The following is a 14,020-nucleotide window of genomic DNA, read 5'->3' as shown; positions in this document are numbered from 1 at the left end:
CTTTCCCAAGACCGTTAGTGCTGCGGGCAACACCATAGGATTTAGCCATGGCAGACACCACATCCAAGTCGTACTTCTGGAAGGGTTTTCGCGACGGGTCACCGTTCATCTTTGTCGCAATCCCCTTCGGCACCCTGTTCGGCGTTTTCGCGACCGAGGCCGGGTTGGATATCGTCCAGACCATGATGCTCACCTCAACGGTCTTTGCCGGGGCTGCGCAATTCGCCGCCCTGCAATTGTTGCAGGACCAGACCCCCACCGCCATCATTCTGATCTCAGCGCTGGCAGTGAACTTGCGGATGGCAATGTACTCGGCCTCGCTGACGCCGTTTCTGGGGGCGGCACCCCTGTGGCAAAGGGCCTGTGCGGCCTACCTGACGGTCGATCAGTCCTATGCCTGTTCGATCGTGCAGTTCGAAAAAGAGCCGAAGATGACCGTGCCCCAGCGCATGGCCTATTTCGTAGGCTCGGTCACCCCGATTACACCGCTTTGGATTCTGGCCACCTATCTGGGTGCGGTTCTGGGGACGCGCATTCCCGAAAGCTGGGCGTTGGACTTTGCCCTGCCGATCACCTTTCTGGCCATGATCGGTCCGATGATGCGAACCTTTCCCCATGTGGTCGCCGCGCTGGTGGCCATTGTCGTTTCGTTGCTGACCGTGGCCCTTCCGTACAATCTGGGCCTTTTGATCGCAGGTTGTGCCGGGATGATCGCAGGCGCTCAGGCTGAACTGATCGCCCAGCGCAGAAAGGTCGACGCATGACCCATCCCGATCCCGTCACGATCTGGACGATCATCATCGGACTGGCCGTTGGCAGCTATGCCCTGCGCTTTGTCTTCATCGGTCTGGTCGGAGACCGCCCGATGCCGCCGTGGCTGCTGCGCCACCTGCGCTATACCGCCGTGGCCATCCTGCCGGCGCTGATCGCGCCGCTGGTGGTGTGGCCAACCGCAACCGGCGGGCAGCCGGACGCACCGCGCATGGCTGCGGCCGCAGTTGCCCTGACAGTTGGACTGATCACGAAAAACGTGCTGGCGGCCATATTTTCCGGGGCCGGAACCCTCTATGGGCTGTTGTACCTATTGGGGTAAGGCCACGTCCTGCTGGTTCAGAACGGCGTTGTTCGCCGCCAGACCCTTTTGCAGATCGGCGTCGTCATTCTCGCGGTATTCGCTGGTGACCACCCCCGGCAACTCGCCGAATTGCTCAGACAGTTTGACCGGATAGAAGGTGGTGCTGATCTGCTCGAACCCCGGCACCTGCTGCAACAGCTGAGATGTCGAGTTGGCGCAGTACGCGCTGGACACCGGCCCCATCTGCTTGGCCAGTTGCAGGGCGATCTCGGCCTGTTGCGGCGTGACCTCGATGGTTTGGATTCGTGCAAAATGCGTCTCACGCGCGTGGCTGCTGCGATAGGCGCGCTCGACGTTCGGAGTAATGCCGTACAGCACGTCATTCCTTATCGGCACCACGTCAGCCCGGAACGAACCTGCGGGGTCAAAGATCACCCGCTCACTGCCGCTGATCATCAATGACGTATGAGCACCCGAACCGGTCCGGGTGTTGATCATCGTATAGAGGGTCAGCGTCGACGGCCCCGGATCACGATAGGATCGGGCCACAACTTCCGACTGGTCAGCCTGTGGTCGCTGCGAGCCGGTGCAGCCCGCCACTGTCACTGCCAGCAGGCAGGCAAGCAAAATCCTGATCACGGTGATCCCCGTTTTGGATTAAGAGGCGAAGACCGCCAGGAACAGGCACAGGAAGGCGATGGCAACCACGCACCATGTGGTGGCCTTGATAAAGCCGTTGAAGGTTTTTTCCTGGACGTTGATGTCCATGTCGCCGTGCTTGTATTCAGCCATTGGTCAGAGATTCCCAGTTCGCGTGTTTAAGATGTTGGATAATCGAAAATCATGGGCCTGTCACCACGTCATTCGCGCGCAGGGGGCGCAGACAGGAAGACCGAACAGCCCGGATATCCGAATCCCCAGCGCCAGGGCAGGCCGGAACAGGGGCCGCCACCCAGCCGCACCGCCGCGTGCATCGCTTCGGCAGTGATAGAGTGGGCCGTGCGAATCTGGTCCGGCGTCATGTCGTACCGTTCAGCATATTCGTCGGCATTGTCGACCCCGTGCTGTTTGACGCAGGCGCGCAGCGCATCATCCGCTGACAGGCGCGCGTCATAGCTGTTCCCGGCCTGCGTCGCCCCGCCCGCATTGTGATAGGCGCGGTCATGGGTCACGCAGCAATATTCCCACGGCGGATGTGCTTCGTAGAGTGCGCTGAACTTGGGAAAGGTCTCGGCCACAAAGCGCCAACTGGCCGACAGACCTCCGGAACAGCCATCGGTTTCGAACGACGTTGGTTCCGTGTCCCCACGCTGCGCGATCAGCGCACGGTGGGCAGGCATCTCGATATTGCGCATGAAATCCTGCGCCACGGCGGGGGCCGCCATCAGCGCGAGGATCACAGATAGACTACGGGTTTTCATCGCGCATCGCCTGGGTGTCGACGGTCATGCCGAAGGTGGTCGCCAGCCACAGCAGCAGCCGCTCGGCCGGGCCCATTTCGGCGCGCACCCGCAGCACCTCATTGGCCATCGCGGGGCGGTCGGTGATCAGACCATCCACCCCCATCGAGGCCATGGCCGACATCTGCAGCGGGTCGTTCACCGTCCAGACATAGATATCCTTGCCCGCCGCATGAACCGAGCGCACCAGCCCCGGCGTTGCCATGGCGGCATTGACGGCGATGAAATCACCTTCCAGCCCGGTCAGATCGCCGACGGCCGTCGCGGCCAGAACCCCTGCCCACCAGTCAGGGCGCAGCTTTTTCATCTTTTGCACGGCCGGGTATTTCAGCGACATGGTGGCGATGTCGTCCTGCATCTGAAGCTCTTCCACAAGCGCCGCCACGCGGTTTTCCAGATCAACGTCATGGCCGTAGTATTTCAGTTCGATGATGACCTTGGATTTACCCTTTGCGGCCTCCAGCACCTCGCGCAGAGTGGGCGTGCGTTCGTCGGCATATTCGAGGCCGAACCAGCTGCCGATATCGATCTGAGCGATGTCCTCCATCGTGGCATCCCAGACCTTGAGGTTCACCCCCGCCAGTTTCATGAAATCACTGTCATGGGCGACAATGACCACGTCATCCGCCGTTTCCTGCACGTCGATTTCGACCCAGTCCGCCCCGTCTTCGATCGCTTTCAGCACCGAGGCCATAGTGTTCTCGGGCCGCAGCGCCGCAGCGCCACGGTGGCCGATCACCTCAGCCCGGTCCGGCGCCTGTATGCGTTCCAGCAGATGCTGCCCGAACCACAGCCCGATCAGCACGGCCGCCACGGCGGCGCTGAGGGCGGCGAATAGTGGAACACGCAGGCTGCCGGGTTCAGGATGCGGCGGTTCCTCGGTTCTGATCTCGAAGAACCCGTCCAGCAGCACCGCCAGTGCGCCCAGTGCCGTTGCCGCCAGCACAAGGCCAGCCAAGGACCAGACACCCGCCACCAGCAGGCTGTAGATCAGTGCCAGCCGCAAGTGACTGGAACCTTGCAGCGGTACAATGGCAAACAGCAGCCCCGCTACCCATGCGATCAGGCCCGCAATGATCAGGCGCAGGATCAGCCAGATCGCCAGCTCGATCTTGAGGCGCCCGCGTTTGCCTTCCATCCGGGTGGCGCTGATGTTGAAGGCATGGGCGGGGTGAACGCCTTCGAACAGGACCAGATGCAGGCCCAGCGCCCAAGCCGACAGGCGACGGATCAGAACCCAGGCCATGGCCAGAACCACGGCCCCGATCAGTGCCACCGCAATCCAGAACGACGGCGGGTGGAAGGTCAGATAGTAGTTGATGTCATATTCGGTCAGCGTCCACCACGCGATCACGGCCGCAACGACTGCGAAGGGCAGGACCAAAACCAGGACCCGCAGCACGAAACGCACCGCAAAGCCGAACAGCGCCGGCAGCCGCGACAGGATCAGGCCGATGGCGGAGCTGCCCGCACGCCACGGGTCGGATTCGCCCATCCGCAGCGATCCGGCCATGACCGAGAACACAAACACCTCAGCCAGCAGAAACAGGCTGAGCACGACAATCGCCGCGACAAAGCCCACCGGTGACAGGATGAAGGCGGCAATGGCCTGATCCGTCAGCGCGGTCTGGTTCGACAGCGACACCGCCAGATTGACGGTAATCGCCACCGCCGGTGCGATCAGGGCAACCAGCAACAGGCGCACGGCGATATAGATCGGCACAAAGACACGGCGGCGCGCCCATGCCCCCTTGTAGGCGCTTGTAACGGCTGAGAAATCGGACACGCGGCACCCCCTTGAATGGTGCACTCATTCAAGGCTGCGCCGACGTGAATTGCAAGTCAGGCGGTCAGCTTTCTTCCAGATCCTTTGCCAGCCGGAAACCGATGCGGTTGGCGGGCTTGTCCTCGACCGATTTGGGCAGGGCGCGCAGCATCACGTTCAGCTGGCTGACATGCTGCACCAGTTGGGTCCGCGCCCCGCTCGCGTCCGAGCCGTAATAGGTGATGATATCGGGATCGAAATAGCCCATGCCCTCGATCCGCATGACCCCCGCATCGCCGCCGGTAAAACCCATGGCGACCTCCTGATCGCCGGTCAGCGTCTTTTCGAAGTTCTGGATATAAAGGATCAACCGCTCATAGGCCCATTGCGCCGGGCTTTTGGTCTGAACCGGTTTTTGCAGTGGCTCGGGCAGATTCTTTGCCGCGGACTCGGCGTTGGGGTTCGCGTGGAACTCGTAACACCTGGGCAAAGCCGCCGCTTCTGCCGCCTCGGCCGATGTTTCGATCTGGTCCTGCATGGCCTTACCCTTTGTGCTGAAACTCCCATGCCCCGTCCGCGCGCCGCGTCCGGGTCACGGTTCCAATGTGGTAAAGATGGTTCAGATGTGCAACCGCCTCGACCAGCGCAAGCCCATATTCGCCCTCGCCAATCTGACGTTTGAACAGGGGGGTGAAACACTCGGCGGCGGTTTTCGGTGTATCCAGATAGTCCTGCAAGCGATCCAGCGCGCCGTGGTGATTGTCGATCAGCTGCCGCATCCGCAGCGGCAGGCCGGTAAAGGGCAGCTTGTGCCCGCCCAGCGCCAGATGATCGGGGCGCGCCAGACCCTGCAGCCGTTCGCAAGCCTCCAGCCATTCGGCCACCGGGTCGGCCATCGGCTCGGTGACATAAACGCCGAGATTGGGGCTGATCGAGCTGAGAATCTGATCCCCGGTGATCACCAGATTGTCATCGCAGCTCCAGAAGGTCGCGTGTTCGGGCGCGTGGCCATTGCCCATATGCACCTCCCAGTCGCGCCCGCCCATGCGGATTACACTGCCCTGTTTGATCCGGGTAAAGCCCAGCGGCATCGGATAGACCGTGTCGCAGAAGTTGAACGGGCGTTCGGTCATGCGTTTGGCAAGCACGTCAGGATGCATCCCCGCGCTGCGGTAATAGTCCAGCGTCTCTTGCGGCCAGGTTTCCTGCACATCCAATTGCAGCATCCGCGAAAACAGCCAGGCAGTGCGAGTCGTGACCAGTTCGGCGCCATGCTCGGACTGGAACCAGCCCGCATTGCCAACGTGATCGGGGTGGTGATGCGTGACCACCACACGGGTCACCGGCTTGCCGCCCAGCGGCCCGGCCATGAGCGTTTCCCAGACCCGGCGGGTCTTGTTCGACGAAATTCCCGTGTCGATCACCGTCCAGCCGTCGCCATCATCCAGCGCATAGATATTGACGTGGTCCAGCGCCATGGGCAGCGGCAGGCGCATCCACAGCACACCTTCGGCGACCTCGATGGCCTCTCCCGGTGCCGGGGGCTCGGGCCAGGGGTATCGGATCGCCAAAGGAGTTTCCCCGTCCATTATACCGCCAATTCCTCGGCGCTGAGGGCATAAAGGTCCCCGGCCCCGTTCTGTGCCTGCGCCAGCAGACCGGCATATTCCGGCAGCAGCGCGTTGATGTAGTACCGCGCCAGTTTGAAGCGCGGACCATTGGGTTCAGCCAATGCGGCCTTGAGGTGGAAATGCGCCCCAAGAACCCGGGCGAAGGCGTGCAGATAGGGCACAGCCCCCGCAAAGCGAGTATTCATGTCGGACTGCGCCACGATCCATTCGGTGGTTTCGCGCAGGCTTTCGGTGGCCTCCCAGACGGGACCGGCCAGATCGGGCAGGGTGGCCCGAGCCTCTTCGGCGTGATCCTCGATCTCATCCAGCAGGCGCGAGGCTGCCTCGCCGCCGTCCATCATCTTGCGCGCCACCAGGTCCATGGCCTGAATGCCATTGGTGCCTTCGTAGATCGCGGTGACGCGCACATCGCGGTAGAACTGCGCCGCACCGGTTTCTTCGATAAAGCCCATGCCGCCATGGACCTGCACGCCGGTCTCGGAGACCCGCATTCCTGTTTCGGTTCCGAAAGCCTTGCAGATCGGTGTCAGCAACGCGGCGCGCGCGCTCCACTCGGCATCACCCGTGGCGTTGCCCATGTCAATGGCGGCTGCATTGGCCAGCATGATCGCCCGCGCAGCAAAAGTATCCGCCCGCATACTCATCAGCATCCGGCGTACGTCCGCATGGTCGATGATCGTGCCCGAGGGCGTCTTGCCCTGCTTGCGCTCCAACGCATAGGCCAGCGCGTGCTGATAAGCGCCCTCAGCAGCGCCAACGCCCTGACCGCCAACACCCAGACGGGCGTTGTTCATCATGGTGAACATCGCGGCCATACCGCCATGTTCCTTGCCCACAAGCCAGCCCTTGGCACCGTCATACTGCATCACGCAGGTCGGCGAGCCGTGCAGACCCATCTTGTGTTCGACCGACACAACCTTCAGGTCATTCGCCACGCCGGGATTGCCGTTTTCGTCGGGCAGGTACTTGGGCACCAAAAACAGCGAAATCCCCTTGGTCCCCGGCACACCGTCGGGCAGGCGCGCCAGCACCAGATGGCAGACATTCTCGGTAAAGTCGTTGTCACCCCACGAGATGAATATCTTTTGCCCCGTCACCGAATAGGTGCCGTCGCCATTGGCCTCGGCTTTCGAGGACAAAGCCCCCACATCCGACCCGGCCTGCGCCTCGGTCAGGTTCATGGTGCCCGCCCATTCGCCCGACATCATCTTGGGCAGGTACAGCGCCTTCAACTCGTCGCTGGCGTGATGCTCCAGAGCCTCGATCTGGCCCTGCGTCATCAACGGCGCCAGCTGCAGCGACAGACAGGCGGCCGACATCATCTCGTTCACCGCAGTGGTCAGGGTCATCGGCAGGCCCATACCGCCATGCTCGGGATCACCGCTCATCCCGATCCAGCCACCCTCGGCGATAGCTTTCCAGCCGTCGGCATAGCCGGGCGAGGTCCGCAGCACGCCGTTTTCCAGCCGCGCCGGTTCCAGATCGCCGGGGCGCTGCAACGGGGCCATCACCTCTTCGCACATCTTGCCGGCCTCGGTCAGGATCGCGCCGACGACATCCTCGCTGGCTTCCGAGAACTTCTCGGTCGCGGCAATCTGATCGAACCCGACCACGTGGCGGAAAAGCAGTTCATAATCGGAAATGGGCGCGCGGTATGGCATGAGTTCCCTCGGGGCTAACTGTATGGTTTTTCGCGGGTGGGGTTGGAAATTGCAATGCCCACCTTTATGCATCCTTGATCAATTCGATTACCTAGCCAGCCAGATGGTACAAGCAATCAAAACGCGGCGTCACCAGACATGATCCCTAACGGCACATTGGATTTGTCCGCCGATCCGGGCGGAATCGCACAGGCGGCAGACCTGCTGCGGCAGGGCCTGCTGGTCGCCTTTGCCACTGAAACGGTCTATGGTCTGGGCGGTGACGCCCGCAATGGCGAGGCCGTGGCCAGCATCTATGCGGCCAAGGGGCGGCCCAGTTTCAACCCGCTGATCGCGCATGTGGCCTCGGTCGCAGCAGCGCAGAGATTTGTCGAATGGTCCGACCGGGCCGAGACCCTGGCCGCAGCTTTCTGGCCCGGTCCGCTGACGATGGTTCTGCCGCTGCGCGACGGGCATGGGATTTCTCCGCTGGTCACGGCGGGGCTGGAGACGCTGGCGGTCCGGGTGCCCGCCCATGGCACCGCGCGGGCACTGCTGGCAGCGTTCGACGGGCCGGTCGCGGCCCCGTCTGCAAACCCTTCGGGCCAGATCAGCCCCACAACTGCCGATCACGTGCGCGCCGGATTGGACGGGCGCATAGCGGCCATTCTGGACGACGGTCCCTGCGGTGTCGGACTGGAATCCACTATCGTGGGACTGGCCGGAGAACCCTCTCTGCTGCGCCCGGGCGGCGTGGCGCTGGAACAGGTCGAATCCGTGCTGGGAACACAACTGCACATTCATCAGGCCGGAGACCTGCTGACCGCGCCGGGCCAGTTGCAGTCGCACTACGCCCCGGACGCGCCAGTACGGCTGAATGCCGGCAACCCGCAAGGGGATGAGGTGTTGCTGGGCTTTGGCCCGGTCGAGTGCGATCTGAACCTGTCGGAAAAGGGCAGTCTGACCGAAGCTGCCGCCAACCTGTTCTCGGCCCTGCATAGGCTGAACGCCACAGGCCGCCCAATTGCGGTGTCTCCGATCCCGGATCAGGGTTTAGGTGCAGCCATCAATGACCGTCTGCGCCGCGCTGCGGCCCCACGCGACAGCTGATCAGGCGCGCCCGGCGCTGGCCGACAGGGTCAGCGGGTCGACACCCAGCGTTGCCAGCGCGGCCTCCCATTTCTCGTCATCGGGCACGTCGAACACCAGTTTCTGGGTCGCGTCGGTGGTCAGCCAGCCGTTCATGGCGATCTCATCCTCCAACTGGTCAGGCCCCCAGCCGGAATAGCCCAGCGCCAGCGTTGAATTCAAAGGTCCACGCCCCGAGGCCAGATCCTCAAGCACATCCAGCGTCGCGGTCATGCTGAAATCATCGGATATCTGCATCGAATGCAGGTTGGCCTCATAGTCCGCGCTGTGCAGGACAAAGCCGCGCGACATCTCGACCGGGCCGCCGAAATGCACCAGCCGTTCCCCCACGACCGGGATGCGACAGGCAATGTTCAACTGGCTCAGCAGGGTTTTGACCCGCAAATCCGAGGGCTTGTTGATGATCAGACCCATCGCCCCGTCTTCGCCGTGACTGCACATGTAAACCACCGAATGATCGAAGCGCGGATCACCCATGCCAGGCATCGCAATCAACAGTTTTCCGGTCAGGTCCATGGATTTACATCTCTTGCTTCGTCCCCCTTCAACAATGGCCCCGGGGCAGGGGGATTGGCAAGTGAAGAGGCCACATTTCGCCAGATTTCATCCAGGTGACCGGAACGTGACTTGGAATCCTGGCCCGGACCACGCATTTATGGGGTATGAAGTGTTTTCTGAAGCCAGCCACGGTCGCCCTGACCGCCTGTTTCGCCCTGACCGCGCCTGCGGTGGCGCAGGACGTGGACGGGGTTGTGCAACTGGACGTGCTGGATGGCGGGCGCACCGCCAGCGGCACCTATCTGGGCGCGTTGCGGCTGACGCTGAAGGACGGTTGGAAAACCTATTGGCGCGCACCGGGCGATGCCGGTATTCCGCCACAGTTTGACTGGCGCGGCTCGCAGAATGTGGGTGATGTGTCGATCACCTGGCCCGCGCCGGATGTGTTTGTGCAGAACGGGCTGCAATCCATCGGTTACGCGGATCAACTGGTGCTGCCGGTCGAGATCACGCCCAAGAACCCCGCCAAACCGGTGCGGCTGCGTGGCGACATGGACTTGGGCGTCTGCAAGGATGTCTGCATCCCCGAGCGGTTGGATTTCGACCACACGCTGAATGCCGATGCCGACCGCAACCCTGCTATCGCTGCGGCTCTGGCCCAGCGCCCCTATTCCGCGAAAGAGGCACGCGTGACCGCCGCAAGCTGCCATCTGACGCCAACCTCAGACGGGATGCAGATCGAGGCGCGCGTGAAAATGCCCTCGGCCGGCGGGCGCGAGGTGGCCGTGATCGAACCGGGCAACCCGGCACTTTGGGCTTCGCAGCCTGAAACCACGCGGCAGGGTGATACTCTGGTCGCCACATCCGAGGTGATCAGCGCCTCGGGCGGGCCTTTCGCGCTGGACCGGTCCGAAATCAGGATCACGGTGCTGGGAGCTAACCACGCCGTCGACATTCGGGGCTGCAGCGCGGGCTGATTGATGGAGAAAACCCCGAAGATCGGCGCGCTGGCCGTTGTTGTGCATGACGCCCAGGTGCTGCTGGTGCAGCGCAGCAAGCAGCCGGACGCGGGGCTGTGGGGGTTTCCCGGCGGTCATGTGGAATGGGGTGAAACCGTCATGCAGGCGGCACAGCGGGAGCTGCGCGAAGAAACCTCGGTTATCGCAGCTCCCCTGCACTATCTCGACAATCTGGACCTGCTGCGCCATGACGCTCAGGGCGTTGTGCAGTCGCACTATTTGTTGGTTGGGGTCGCCTGTCAGTATCGCTCGGGCGCTCCGCTGGCCGGGGATGATGCGCTGGACGCCCGCTGGTTTCCGCTTGATCAGATACGCCGGGGTGACCTGCCTATGAGCGACCGTGTCATCGACCTGCTGGAAACGGCCTTGCGTCGGACTTAAACCGCCCGCCCTCTGAGGCGTACATAAAGCAAGCCGGACAGCACGACACTCAGAACAAGGATCGGCACGGCACCGGCGATGAACGCCCCCAGTCCCATTTGCAACGCCGCGACACCCTCGTCACCTGCATAAAACCCCGACAACAGGCCAACAGGCGCACCCGAGATTGCAGGCCAGACCATCGTCACACCGAACCACATCAGCAGCGCCATCCCGGTGGCGGTCACCGCGCCCTGCACCACCCGGTCCGGAGCCCGCAGTGCCCGGCGCATTGCGGTCATCGGGCGCGACAGGTCATTCAAGATGGCCAGCAGTGCGGGCACCAGCAACAGCACCAGCAGCATCCCGAAGCCCAGCCCGTAGACCAGCGTGATCACCGAGGGTTTGAGGAACTGCGCCTGTTGCGACCCTTCATAAAGCAGCGGTGTCAGCCCCAGAACCGTGGTCAGCGTCGTCAGCATCACCGGGCGCAGCCGGTCCGCCGTACCCTCGACAATCGACGGCACCAGCCCTCGGTCCTGCTGATAAGCGTCGATGGTCGTCACCAGAACAATCGAGTCGTTGATGATGATCCCGGTCATCCCCAACAGGCCGATCACGGTGAACATGCTCAGCGGCACGTCCCAGATGTAATGGCCCCAGATCGCGCCCACCAAGCCAAACGGTATGATCGCCATCACCACTACAGGCCGCGTCCAGCTGGCAAAGACCCAGGCCAGCACCAGATAGATGCCGGTCAGACACAGGATCAGGCCGGTGCGGGCCTCGTTCAGGAATTCATCCTCCTGCTCGCTCAGGCCCGCCATCTGCCATTCGACCTGCCGTTCGGCGGCGATATCGGGCAGAATCTCTTCGCTCAGGGCTCGGGCGATTTCCGCCGCGCGGGCCGGGTCATCCTCGGAAATATCACCGATCACGGAAATCACCCGCAGACCGTTTTCGCGCCGCACGGCCGAGAAACCCGATTTACGTTCGACCGAAACGATATCGGCCAGCGGCACATAGACCCCATCTGGTGTGCGCATCAGCGTGCGTTCCAGGAAATCGGCGGTCAGCTCACCCTCGGGCAGTTCCACGCGAATTTCGGCGCTGCGGGGGCCGTCTGGGAAGGTGGCGGCCTCGATCCCGTTCAGCCGGTCACGCAGCACCCGGCCCAGTGTCTCCATACGAAAGCCCAGCGCCTGCCCCTTGGCGGTCAGGTCCAGAATGAAATCTTCCTTGTCATAGGCCAGATTGTCCTCAAGCGCCGACACTTCGGGGTATTTCGACAGCTCGGCCTGCAAATCCTCGGACGCGGCCTTGAGCGTGTTCACGTCAGCGCCATAGAACTGCACGTCGATCGCATCGCCACCGGGCCCGGAACGCCAGCCGCGGAAGGTCAGCAGCTCGACCTTGGGATGACGCGGGACAAAATCCTGCAACTCGCCCACGAACTCGAAGCTGGAATAGGGGCGCAGGTCCGAGTCGATCAGTTCAATCGAAACTCCGCCCAGCAGGTCCCCGTCCTTGCCATCGGCGGCGCTCAGGTTGAACCACCCGGCATTGCCGCCGACCTCGGCCAGAATATAGTCGATGGGGTTGCGCCCGTGGCGTTCTTCATAAATCCGGCCCAGCTCTTCGGCGGCGCGCTGCATCTGGTGCATCATTTCCAGCGTGTCTTCGCGGGTGGCACCTTCGACCATGATGAAATTGCCGGTGACCGAGCCCCGTTCCGGCGCGTTGAAGAACCGCCAGTTCACATCACCTTTGATGAACAAGGCAATCTGGCTGGCCAGGATCACCACCATCACCGCCACCACCACATAGCGCGCCCAGACGACCCAGGCGATCAGCGGGCGGAACAGGTGGTCCCGAACCCAACGGAACCCGCGATTGACCACGCGGTTGGGCCAGTCATACCAGTGTTCCTTGGCCGAATGCGTAATCGCATGGGCCATGTGGTTGGGCAGGATCAGGAAACACTCGATCAGCGAGGCCAGCAGCACCGCGATCACGGTAAAGGGGATGTCGCCAATCAACTCTCCGAACCGGCCACCGATGGCAGTGAGGCCGAAGAACGCGATGACGGTGGTCAGGGTGGCGGCAAAGACCGGCATCGCCATGCGCCGTGCGGCGCTTTCAGCGGCCACCACGGGGGCCTCGCCCAGCCTCCGGGCGCGGAAGTCGGCGTGTTCGCCCACAACGATGGCGTCATCCACCACGATGCCCAGCGTGATGATCAGCCCGAAAAGCGAGATCATGTTGATCGACAGCCCACCGATATACATGAACGCAATCGCCGCGGACATCGCCACCGGGATACCCGCCGCAACCCAGAAGGCGATGCGGGCGTTCAGGAACAGGAACAGCAAACAGACCACAAGGCCCAGCCCCACCAGCCCGTTATCGACCAGAATATCCAGACGCTCGGTGATGGCCTGTGCTCGGGTGCGGATCAGCTCGATGGTCACACCTTCGGGCAGGCTGGCCTGCAATTCGGCCACCACGTCCTCGACCGTGTGTTGTATCTTGATGGCGTCCCCCAGATTGGACCGGTCCACCCGCACGGACATGGCCGGGTTCTCGCCAACGAAATAGCTGCGGTTGCGATTGACCCCTTCGACCCGGATTTCCGCCACATCACCCACAAAAAGCTTGGAACCGTCGGCAAAGTTGCGCAGCGCGATACCCTCGATCTCTTCTGGGGTGCGCTTTTCCGTGCCGGTGCGGATACGGGCATTGGCGCCGGCGACGTCGCCTGCCGGGTTGGCCATAGCCTCGGCCGCGATGGCCTGCGCGATTTCCGAGAGGGTAACGTCATTGGCGATCAGCTGTGCTGTCGGCACTTCGACCACCACGCGGGGCGCGGCAATGCCCCGGATCGTGGTGCGGGTCACGCCAACCGCAAACAGGCGGCTGATCAATTCGTCGGTGAATTTCGCCAACTGGTCCGGGTCGACCGGGCCGGTCACCACAACATCCGTGACCCGATCGCGCCACGCCCCGCGCCTGATCGACGGTTCCTCGGCATCGTCGGGCAGGTTGGTCACACCATCGACGGCGGTCCGAACCTCATCCACGGCGCGCGACATGTCCCAGTTGGGCTCGAACTCCAGCCGGATATTGGCCCGCCCCTCGCGCGAGGTCGAGGTCGTGCTCGCCACCCCTTCGACCGCCAGCAGGGCCGGTTCCAGCAACTGAACGATGCCGTTATCGACATCCTCGGGACCAGCGCCTTCCCATTTGATGGCCACGTTCACACGTTCAAGGATCACGTCCGGAAAAAACTGCGCCCGCATCGCCGGAATTGCCGCCGCACCCAGAACCAGCATCACCAGCAACAGCAGGTTGGCGACCGTCCTGTGGCGGGTGAAATAGCTGAGGATACCGCCCGCCGCGCCTGGGATCTCGCGCATCATGGCG

General features: G+C 62.8%; 14 protein-coding genes. 5 read left to right on the top strand and 9 right to left on the bottom strand.

Annotation, left to right across the window (positions count from 1 at the left end; translation table 11 throughout):
• Positions 1-47: 47 nt before the first annotated feature.
• Together ACR0DO_RS13285 and ACR0DO_RS13280 are read left to right on the top strand one after the other, a co-directional pair.
• Complete coding sequence (locus ACR0DO_RS13285) at positions 48-764, top strand: AzlC family ABC transporter permease (RefSeq protein ID WP_170446294.1); 717 nt, start codon at positions 48-50, stop codon at positions 762-764.
• Complete coding sequence (locus tag ACR0DO_RS13280; protein ID WP_480559380.1) at positions 761-1,093, top strand: AzlD domain-containing protein; 333 nt, start codon at positions 761-763, stop codon at positions 1,091-1,093. The genes ACR0DO_RS13285 and ACR0DO_RS13280 overlap by 4 nt, the downstream gene beginning before the upstream one ends.
• Here ACR0DO_RS13280 and ACR0DO_RS13275 read toward each other — a convergent pair.
• The 7 genes from ACR0DO_RS13275 to ACR0DO_RS13245 form a co-directional block, all read right to left on the bottom strand.
• A complete protein-coding gene (locus tag ACR0DO_RS13275; protein ID WP_170446299.1) occupies positions 1,082-1,714 on the bottom strand; it encodes a hypothetical protein in 633 nt (210 codons plus the stop codon). The two genes, ACR0DO_RS13280 and ACR0DO_RS13275, sit on opposite strands and share 12 nt — an antisense overlap.
• Before the next feature lie 18 nt (positions 1,715-1,732).
• Positions 1,733-1,867 (bottom strand): aa3-type cytochrome c oxidase subunit IV, encoded by a 135-nt coding sequence (locus ACR0DO_RS13270; RefSeq protein ID WP_170446301.1) that lies wholly within the window; start codon positions 1,865-1,867, stop codon positions 1,733-1,735.
• 68 nt (positions 1,868-1,935) lie between these two features.
• Positions 1,936-2,496, bottom strand: coding sequence for a hypothetical protein (locus ACR0DO_RS13265; protein ID WP_480559378.1), 561 nt, complete (start codon positions 2,494-2,496; stop codon positions 1,936-1,938).
• A complete protein-coding gene (locus tag ACR0DO_RS13260; protein WP_480559376.1) occupies positions 2,483-4,321 on the bottom strand; it encodes a glycerophosphodiester phosphodiesterase in 1,839 nt (612 codons plus the stop codon). The genes ACR0DO_RS13265 and ACR0DO_RS13260 overlap by 14 nt, the downstream gene beginning before the upstream one ends.
• Positions 4,322-4,385: 64 nt before the next feature.
• On the bottom strand, positions 4,386-4,838 hold the full coding sequence (locus ACR0DO_RS13255) for a DUF6173 family protein (protein WP_480559374.1): 453 nt from the start codon (positions 4,836-4,838) through the stop codon (positions 4,386-4,388).
• 4 nt (positions 4,839-4,842) lie between these two features.
• Positions 4,843-5,889 (bottom strand): MBL fold metallo-hydrolase, encoded by a 1,047-nt coding sequence (locus ACR0DO_RS13250; RefSeq protein ID WP_480559372.1) that lies wholly within the window; start codon positions 5,887-5,889, stop codon positions 4,843-4,845.
• Positions 5,889-7,592 (bottom strand): acyl-CoA dehydrogenase family protein, encoded by a 1,704-nt coding sequence (locus ACR0DO_RS13245; protein WP_480559370.1) that lies wholly within the window; start codon positions 7,590-7,592, stop codon positions 5,889-5,891. Before ACR0DO_RS13245 ends, ACR0DO_RS13250 begins: the two co-directional genes overlap by 1 nt.
• Before the next feature lie 138 nt (positions 7,593-7,730).
• Here ACR0DO_RS13245 and ACR0DO_RS13240 point away from each other — a divergent pair, with 138 nt between their 5' ends.
• On the top strand, positions 7,731-8,681 hold the full coding sequence (locus ACR0DO_RS13240; protein WP_480559368.1) for an L-threonylcarbamoyladenylate synthase: 951 nt from the start codon (positions 7,731-7,733) through the stop codon (positions 8,679-8,681).
• On the opposite strand, the gene ACR0DO_RS13235 is transcribed toward ACR0DO_RS13240, so the two are convergent.
• On the bottom strand, positions 8,682-9,236 hold the full coding sequence (locus ACR0DO_RS13235; RefSeq protein ID WP_170446314.1) for a YqgE/AlgH family protein: 555 nt from the start codon (positions 9,234-9,236) through the stop codon (positions 8,682-8,684).
• Positions 9,237-9,382: 146 nt separating this feature from the next.
• On the opposite strand from ACR0DO_RS13235, the gene ACR0DO_RS13230 reads away from it, so the two are divergent.
• The gene (locus ACR0DO_RS13230; protein ID WP_480559366.1) at positions 9,383-10,195 is read left to right on the top strand and encodes a protein-disulfide reductase DsbD domain-containing protein; all 813 of its coding nucleotides are present in this window, start codon (positions 9,383-9,385) and stop codon (positions 10,193-10,195) included.
• Between the two features lie 3 nt (positions 10,196-10,198).
• Positions 10,199-10,618: an NUDIX hydrolase gene (locus tag ACR0DO_RS13225; RefSeq protein WP_480559364.1), complete on the top strand. Its 420-nt coding sequence runs from the start codon at positions 10,199-10,201 to the stop codon at positions 10,616-10,618.
• Here ACR0DO_RS13225 and ACR0DO_RS13220 read toward each other — a convergent pair.
• Entirely contained in the window at positions 10,615-14,016 is a 3,402-nt protein-coding gene (locus ACR0DO_RS13220) for an efflux RND transporter permease subunit (protein WP_480559362.1), read from the bottom strand. The genes ACR0DO_RS13225 and ACR0DO_RS13220 overlap by 4 nt on opposite strands.
• Between the last annotated feature and the right edge of the window lie 4 nt (positions 14,017-14,020).

It is taken from the genome of Ruegeria sp. AM9 (genome assembly GCF_056540565.1).
The sequence above is the reverse complement of the archived record's forward strand: the minus strand, read 5'-3'. Positions and strand labels throughout refer to the sequence as shown.

Coding starts and splice junctions, on each gene's coding strand:
- ACR0DO_RS13230 (WP_480559366.1), top strand. CDS start 9,383: ATGAAGTGTTTTCTGAAGCCAGCCACGGTCGCCCTGACCGCCTGTTTC.
- ACR0DO_RS13250 (WP_480559372.1), bottom strand. CDS start 5,889: ATGGACGGGGAAACTCCTTTGGCGATCCGATACCCCTGGCCCGAGCCC.
- ACR0DO_RS13245 (WP_480559370.1), bottom strand. CDS start 7,592: ATGCCATACCGCGCGCCCATTTCCGATTATGAACTGCTTTTCCGCCAC.
- ACR0DO_RS13240 (WP_480559368.1), top strand. CDS start 7,731: ATGATCCCTAACGGCACATTGGATTTGTCCGCCGATCCGGGCGGAATC.
- ACR0DO_RS13235 (WP_170446314.1), bottom strand. CDS start 9,236: ATGGACCTGACCGGAAAACTGTTGATTGCGATGCCTGGCATGGGTGAT.
- ACR0DO_RS13225 (WP_480559364.1), top strand. CDS start 10,199: ATGGAGAAAACCCCGAAGATCGGCGCGCTGGCCGTTGTTGTGCATGAC.
- ACR0DO_RS13285 (WP_170446294.1), top strand. CDS start 48: ATGGCAGACACCACATCCAAGTCGTACTTCTGGAAGGGTTTTCGCGAC.
- ACR0DO_RS13270 (WP_170446301.1), bottom strand. CDS start 1,867: ATGGCTGAATACAAGCACGGCGACATGGACATCAACGTCCAGGAAAAA.
- ACR0DO_RS13255 (WP_480559374.1), bottom strand. CDS start 4,838: ATGCAGGACCAGATCGAAACATCGGCCGAGGCGGCAGAAGCGGCGGCT.
- ACR0DO_RS13280 (WP_480559380.1), top strand. CDS start 761: ATGACCCATCCCGATCCCGTCACGATCTGGACGATCATCATCGGACTG.
- ACR0DO_RS13265 (WP_480559378.1), bottom strand. CDS start 2,496: ATGAAAACCCGTAGTCTATCTGTGATCCTCGCGCTGATGGCGGCCCCC.
- ACR0DO_RS13220 (WP_480559362.1), bottom strand. CDS start 14,016: ATGATGCGCGAGATCCCAGGCGCGGCGGGCGGTATCCTCAGCTATTTC.